This window comes from Streptococcus infantis, assembly GCF_047460825.1.
Classification (GTDB): Bacteria; Bacillota; Bacilli; order Lactobacillales; family Streptococcaceae; genus Streptococcus; species Streptococcus infantis_V.
Genome location: NZ_JASHFO010000050.1, coordinates 1 through 6920 on the forward strand (window position 1 = coordinate 1; position 6920 = coordinate 6920).

5 protein-coding genes are annotated in these 6920 nt (G+C 38.3%); all 5 read left to right on the top strand.

Translation table 11 applies throughout. The annotated features are described in order from the left end of the window. The first annotated feature begins 232 nt into the window (after window positions 1-232). The 5 genes from QM911_RS09600 to QM911_RS09620 all read left to right on the top strand — a co-directional run bounded on the left by QM911_RS09600 (window position 233) and on the right by QM911_RS09620 (window position 6734). Entirely contained in the window at window positions 233-2233 is a 2001-nt protein-coding gene (locus QM911_RS09600) for a peptide ABC transporter substrate-binding protein (RefSeq protein WP_414313852.1), read from the top strand. 65 nt (window positions 2234-2298) lie between these two features. Next, window positions 2299-3795 carry an ABC transporter permease gene (locus QM911_RS09605; RefSeq protein WP_371620815.1) on the top strand — a complete coding sequence of 499 codons (1497 nt, stop codon included), beginning with the start codon at window positions 2299-2301 and terminating at the stop codon, window positions 3793-3795. Further along, window positions 3795-4721 carry an oligopeptide ABC transporter permease OppC gene (gene oppC, locus QM911_RS09610; RefSeq protein ID WP_414271180.1) on the top strand — a complete coding sequence of 309 codons (927 nt, stop codon included), beginning with the start codon at window positions 3795-3797 and terminating at the stop codon, window positions 4719-4721. The genes QM911_RS09605 and oppC overlap by 1 nt, the downstream gene beginning before the upstream one ends. Window positions 4722-4729: 8 nt before the next feature. Beyond that, window positions 4730-5797 carry an ABC transporter ATP-binding protein gene (locus QM911_RS09615; RefSeq protein ID WP_414313853.1) on the top strand — a complete coding sequence of 356 codons (1068 nt, stop codon included), beginning with the start codon at window positions 4730-4732 and terminating at the stop codon, window positions 5795-5797. A 10-nt stretch (window positions 5798-5807) separates the two neighbouring features. Beyond that, a complete protein-coding gene (locus QM911_RS09620) occupies window positions 5808-6734 on the top strand; it encodes an ATP-binding cassette domain-containing protein (RefSeq protein WP_001291283.1) in 927 nt (308 codons plus the stop codon). Window positions 6735-6920: the final 186 nt, after the last annotated feature.

Sequence of the window (6920 nt, forward strand, 5' to 3'; positions counted from 1 at the left end):
TTATGTTTGGTCATAGTAGGCCTCATTTCTACCACAAACGTCTCACACTTAATTCCACCATAAAAATCCGTTTTAGACTAATTTCCACTTCGGTCAGGAAAGTGGAAGTTACTTTGAGAAATTACCATCAGATGGTATGCGACAAAATATTCTGAAAATTCGTTTACTTTTAAAAGGGATTATGGTATAATCAACAGTATCTCATTAATTTTAATAGAGGAGTTAACTAAACATGAAAAAAAGTCGGATTTTTGCGGTAGCGGGAGTGTCCTTGCTTGCTGCAGGAGTGCTTGCTGCATGTTCAAACACGAATTCAAATGCAGGTTCAAGTAATGCAAAATTAGCATCAGATTATAAATACGTTTATTCAGTTGATCCTGAAACATTGGATTATGTTGTTAACAACGTTGATTCTACTTCCTTTGTAACTACAAATGCAGTAGATGGTTTGCTTGCTAATGATAAATATGGCAACCTCGTACCATCGATTGCTGAATCATGGACAGTTTCACAAGATGGTTTGACTTATACTTATAAAATCCGTAAGGATGCTAAGTGGGTTACTGCTGAAGGAGAAGAATACGCTCCAGTTAAAGCCCAAGACTTTGTGACAGGGTTGAAACACGCGGTAGAAGGAAAATCAAAAGGGCTGTCTGTTATTAGTTCTTCAATTAAAGGACTCAGCGCTTACATTAACGGTGAAACAAACGACTTTTCAACTGTTGGGGTAAAAGCAGTTGACGATAACACTCTGGAATACACCTTGAATCAGCCAGAGACTTTCTGGAATGATAAAACAACAAATGGCGTGATGATGCCAATCAACGAAGATTTCCTTAAATCTAAAGGGGAAGGCTTTGGTGCACCTACAGATCCATCTTCTATTTTGTATAATGGACCATTTGTTTTGAAAGCAATCACAGCTAAGTCTTCAATCGAAATGGCTAAGAATGATGCTTATTGGGATAAAGATGCAGTTAAAATTCAAAACATTAAATTTACATTCTGGGATGGGAAAGACCAAGATGTTGTTGCTAAAGGATTCTCAGAAGGACAATACAGTAAAGCTCGTGTTTATCCTACTAGCTCAACATACGAAAAATATGCGTCTGAGTTCAAAGACAACATCTACTTTAGCGAACCAGGATCAGCTATCGCTACTGTCAGTGTGAACTATGGCCGTTCAACTTATAACCATACTTCAAAAACAACAGATAGTCAAAAAGAATCTACAAGAAAAGCCTTGCTAAATAAAGAATTCCGTCAAGCCCTAAACTTTGCGGTAGATCGTAATTCTTACTCAGCTCAGACAAATGGCACAGAAGGAGCTGCAGTTGCAATCCGTAATACTTTCACACCATATAATCTTCCAGTTGGTGATAAACAATTTGGTGAACTTGTAGAAGAAAGTCTTTCTAAGACAAACTCAGGCACATGGTCAAACATTTCACTTGCTGATTCGCAAAATGGTCTCTACAATGAAGAAAAAGCTAAAGCAGCCTTTGCAAAAGCAAAAGAAAGCTTGAAAGCTGAAGGGGTAGAATTCCCAATCCACTTAGATGCTCTAACAATCCAAGAATCTACAGCTGTTGTAAACCGTGTTCAATCACTTAAACAATCTATTGAAAACGTACTTGGATCAGACAATGTTGTAATCGATCTTCAACAAATGACTCAAGCAGAAGCATTACCACTTTCATTCAGTGCTCCAACAGCAAAAGAACAAGACTGGGATATTCATACTTTGACTGGATGGAATCCAGATTATCAGGATCCATCAACTTTCTTAGACCAGTACACGATTAAAGGCGGAAATACTCGCTTGCTTATGGGTATTGACAAAGATACTGACGCATCAGTTATCCAAAAACTTGGTTTGTCTGACTATGAAAAATTAGTTGATGAAGCAAATAAAGAAAATCAAGATGTTCAAAAACGCTACGAAAAATATGCCCTTGCTCAAGCTTGGTTAACAGACAACGGTTTGACAATTCCTGTGATGGCAGGTCCAAAAGAAACCGCTGTATCATTTGTATCTAAAGTTATTCCATTTACTTCTTCTTACTCAGCTGCGGGTCTTAAAGGAGAAACCTCAGGTTACTTGAAGTACACTGAGGTTGGTGAAAAACCTATTACAAAAGAAGAATACCAAAAAGCTCGTGAAAAATGGCTCAAAGAAAAAGCTGAATCAAACGAAAAAGCTCAAAAAGAATTAGCGAGTCATGTGAAATAAATAATGCTCATCAGAACTTTCTCTCCTAAAGGAGAAGGTTCTTTTGGGATTTTAAAGGAAATAATATGAAAAAATATGTTTTTATGCGTATCTTGCGGTCGTTGGTTTCTATTTTCTTAGTAACGACCTTGATTTACACAATCATCTATACGATGGTTCCACGGAAGTTGATCTTCAAACAAGATACTAACTACAATAAAATTGCAACCACAGCTGATAAACGTGATAACTATGAAAATACCGTCTTTGAGCGTATGGGTTATATCGAATATTACGATACGAAAGAGTTGCAGGAAAAAGCTAGTAGCATTGACTCTTCTGTTACAGTAGATGCAAATGATACAAATAAAGCAATCTATGAAAAATATATCCAACAACTTGGGAATGGTTGGACTCTAGGTGAGTTTACAGAGAGTGGACAATTCTACGCTACACGTGAAATTCCTATTTTTGAGCGTGTGTTCAAATTCTATGCAAACTTGCTTGATATTGACCATACAAACAAGATCCAAGACCCTGAGAATCCTAACTTAGAGCGTTATTTGCGCTTTGAGAATGACCCTGCTATCGGTTGGTCTCTTGTGGGTTCAGGTACTAAACACAAATACCTCTTGTACTTCAATAGTCAGTTCCCATTTGTTCACCAAAACTTTGTCAACTTGAACCTAGGAGATTCTTATCCAACTTATGCAAATACTCCTGTTCTTCAAGTTATTACACAAGGACAAGGACAAACGAAGACTTCTGAAGTTCAATTCCCAACTGGTAAGAAAACATCATCAGTTAACATTTACTCAAGAACTTATAAATCTCCGAGTCAAGCTGATGCTCGTGAAGTAGCCAACTACGGTAAAGATGATCCATATACAGCTACTGAAAGCAACTATCAGTACCCATCTATGATTGCAAGTTCTGCTATCACTGGTTTGATTGGTCTTGCGATTTCATATGCGATTGCGATTCCTCTTGGTTCAGCAATGGCTCGTTTCAAAAACACTTGGATCGATAGTTTCTCAACAGGGACTCTAACGTTCTTGTTGGCTCTTCCAACGATTGCCCTAGTCTATATTATTCGTTTGATTGGTTCTTCAATCGGCTTCCCAGACTCATTCCCAATCTTGGGTGCTGGTGATTGGCGTTCTTATGTCCTTCCTGCAGTGATTCTGGGCTTGCTAGGAGCACCTACTATGGCAATTTGGATTCGCCGTTATATGATTGACTTGCAATCACAAGATTTCGTTCGTTTTGCTCGTGCTAAAGGTTTGTCTGAGAAAGAGATTTCTGATAAGCACATCTTTAAAAATGCTATGGTGCCACTTGTTTCTGGTATTCCAGGTTCTATCATTGGTGTTATTGGTGGAGCAACTCTTACTGAAACAGTCTTCGCCTTCCCAGGTATGGGTAAAATGTTGATCGACTCTGTAAAAGCTTCAAACAATAATATGGTAGTTGGTCTCGTCTTTATCTTCACTTGTGTCTCAATCTTCTCAAACCTTATTGGAGATATTTGGATGACCATTATTGACCCACGTATTAAATTGACAGAGAAAGGAGGCAAATAATGTCTACAATTAGTAATGAAAAATTTCAGTTTGTAAAACGTGATGATTATGCCTCTGAAGCAATTGATGCTCCTGCCTATTCATACTGGGGTTCTGTTTTTAGACAATTTTTGAAGAAGAAATCAACAGTAATCATGCTAGGTATCTTGATTGCAGTTGTTTTGATGAGTTTCATTTACCCAATGTTCTCTGATTTTGACTTCAATGATGTAAGTAAGGTAAATGATTTTAGCGCTCGTTACATTAAACCAAATGCTGAGCATTGGTTTGGTACAGATAGTAATGGTAAATCTCTCTTTGATGGTGTCTGGTTTGGAGCTCGTAATTCTATCTTGATTTCTGTCATTGCGACCTTTGTCAACCTTTTTATCGGTGTTGTCATTGGTGGAATTTGGGGGATCTCAAAATCAGTTGACCGTATCATGATGGAGGTCTACAACGTTATCAACAATATCCCATCACTTTTGATCGTTATTGTTTTGACTTACTCTATCGGTGCAGGTTTCTGGAACTTGATTTTTGCCATGAGTGTAACAACCTGGATTAATGTTGCTCACTCAATTCGTATCCAAATGTTACGATACCGTGATTTAGAGTATAACCTTGCTTCACGAACCTTGGGAACACCAAGTTATAAGATTATTGTGAAAAACATTATGCCACAATTGGTATCTGTTATTGTTACGAGTACGTCGCAAATGCTTCCAGCCTTTATCTCATATGAAGCTTTCCTATCATTCTTTGGACTTGGATTGCCGATTACAGTTCCTAGCTTGGGTCGTTTGATTTCAGATTACTCTCAAAACGTAACGACAAATGCATACCTCTTCTGGATTCCATTGACAACTTTGGTCTTGGTATCCTTGTCACTGTTCGTTGTTGGTCAAAACCTAGCGGATGCTAGTGATCCACGTACACATAGATAGGAGTAGACATGATAAAAGGAAAAAATGTAATTTTGACTGCTCAAGATATTGTCGTGGAATTTGATGTTCGTGACAAGATTTTGACAGCTATTCGAGGTGTCTCCATCGATTTGATTGAGGGAGAGGTCCTCGCGTTAGTTGGGGAGTCAGGTTCAGGTAAATCAGTTTTGACAAAAACATTCACAGGAATGTTGGAAGAAAATGGTCGTGTTGCACAAGGTAGTATTAATTACCGAGGACAAGATTTGACAACCTTATCTTCTCATAAAGAATGGGAAAGTATTCGTGGTGCGAAGATTGCAACTATCTTCCAAGATCCGATGACCAGTCTAGACCCTATCAAGACAATCGGAAGTCAAATCACAGAAGTTATTGTTAAACACCAAGGCAAGACTGCGCAAGAAGCTAAAGAGATGGCTATTGACTATATGAATAAAGTTGGTATTCCAGATTCTGAGAAACGTTTTGACGAGTATCCTTTCCAATATTCTGGGGGAATGCGTCAACGTATCGTTATCGCGATTGCTCTTGCTTGTCGACCAGACATTCTTATCTGTGATGAGCCGACAACAGCTCTTGACGTGACTATTCAGGCACAGATTATTGATTTGTTGAAGTCACTTCAACACGAATACCACTTTACAACAATCTTTATCACCCACGACCTAGGTGTCGTAGCAAGTATCGCTGATAAAGTAGCGGTTATGTATGCTGGTGAAATCGTTGAGTATGGTACTGTTGAAGAAATCTTCTACGACCCACGTCACCCATATACATGGAGTCTCTTGTCAAGCTTGCCTCAACTTGCGGATGACAAAGGTGAATTGTACTCAATCCCTGGAACACCTCCATCGCTCTATACTGAATTGAAGGGAGATGCTTTTGCTCTACGTTCAGACTATGCGATGAAGATTGATTTCGAAGAAAAAGCTCCACAGTTTGCAGTATCAGATACTCATTGGGCGAAAACATGGTTGCTTCATGAACAGGCTCCAAAAGTTTCAAAACCAGCAGTGATTGCAGACTTACACGATAAAATTCGTGAAAAGATGGGCTTTGCTCATCTTGAGGACTAGGAGGAAGGAAATGTCTGAAAAATTAGTAGAAATTAAAGACTTAGAGATTTCCTTCGGTGAAGGAAGCAAAAAGTTTGTCGCTGTTAAAAATGCGAACTTCTTTATCAACAAGGGAGAAACTTTCTCACTTGTTGGAGAGTCTGGTAGTGGTAAGACAACAATTGGTCGTGCTATCATCGGTCTTAATGATACCAGCAAAGGTGATATCATCTTTGAAGGTCAAAAAATTAATGGTAAAAAATCACGTGAACAAGCTTCGGAATTAATCCGTCGAATCCAAATGATTTTCCAAGACCCTGCTGCAAGTTTGAATGAACGTGCAACGGTTGATTATATCATTTCTGAAGGTCTTTATAACCACCATTTATTTAAAGATGAAGAAGAAAGAAAAGAAAAAGTTCAAAATATCATTCGTGAAGTGGGACTTTTGGCTGAGCACTTGACACGTTACCCACATGAGTTTTCAGGTGGACAACGTCAACGTATCGGGATTGCCCGTGCCTTGGTTATGCAACCTGACTTCGTTATTGCGGATGAGCCAATTTCAGCCTTGGACGTTTCAGTACGTGCCCAAGTTTTGAACTTGCTCAAGAAATTCCAAAAGGAATTAGGATTAACTTATCTCTTTATCGCCCACGATTTGTCAGTAGTTCGTTTCATCTCTGATCGTATCGCGGTAATTTATAAGGGTGTTATTGTTGAAGTGGCTGAGACTGAAGAATTGTTTAACAATCCAGTCCATCCATATACGCAAGCACTTCTATCAGCTGTTCCTATTCCAGACCCAATCTTGGAACGTAAAAAAGTTTTGAAAGTCTATGATCCAGATCAACATGACTATGAAACTGATAAGCCTTCTATGGTAGAAATTCGTCCAGGTCACTATGTTTGGGCAAACCAAGCAGAGTTGGAACGCTATAAAAAAGATTTGAAATAAGAAAGAGTTTTGTAATCTTGATAGAAAAATTCTATTAAGGTTATGAAGCTTTTTTATTTGGCTCTATAATATTTGTAGTGGGTAAATCCCCTATAGATATTATGGAGCCTATTTTGTGTAGAAAAAAAGTCCCATAAGATCTATAATGAAAAGCGACGAAACCATCATTAGAAAGAATCATATGGA

Bases quoted from the DNA above. Each gene is read 5' to 3' on its own strand.
- QM911_RS09600 (WP_414313852.1), top strand. From the start codon at position 233: ATGAAAAAAAGTCGGATTTTTGCGGTAGCGGGAGTGTCCTTGCTTGCT.
- QM911_RS09605 (WP_371620815.1), top strand. From the start codon at position 2,299: ATGAAAAAATATGTTTTTATGCGTATCTTGCGGTCGTTGGTTTCTATT.
- oppC (WP_414271180.1), top strand. From the start codon at position 3,795: ATGTCTACAATTAGTAATGAAAAATTTCAGTTTGTAAAACGTGATGAT.
- QM911_RS09615 (WP_414313853.1), top strand. From the start codon at position 4,730: ATGATAAAAGGAAAAAATGTAATTTTGACTGCTCAAGATATTGTCGTG.
- QM911_RS09620 (WP_001291283.1), top strand. From the start codon at position 5,808: ATGTCTGAAAAATTAGTAGAAATTAAAGACTTAGAGATTTCCTTCGGT.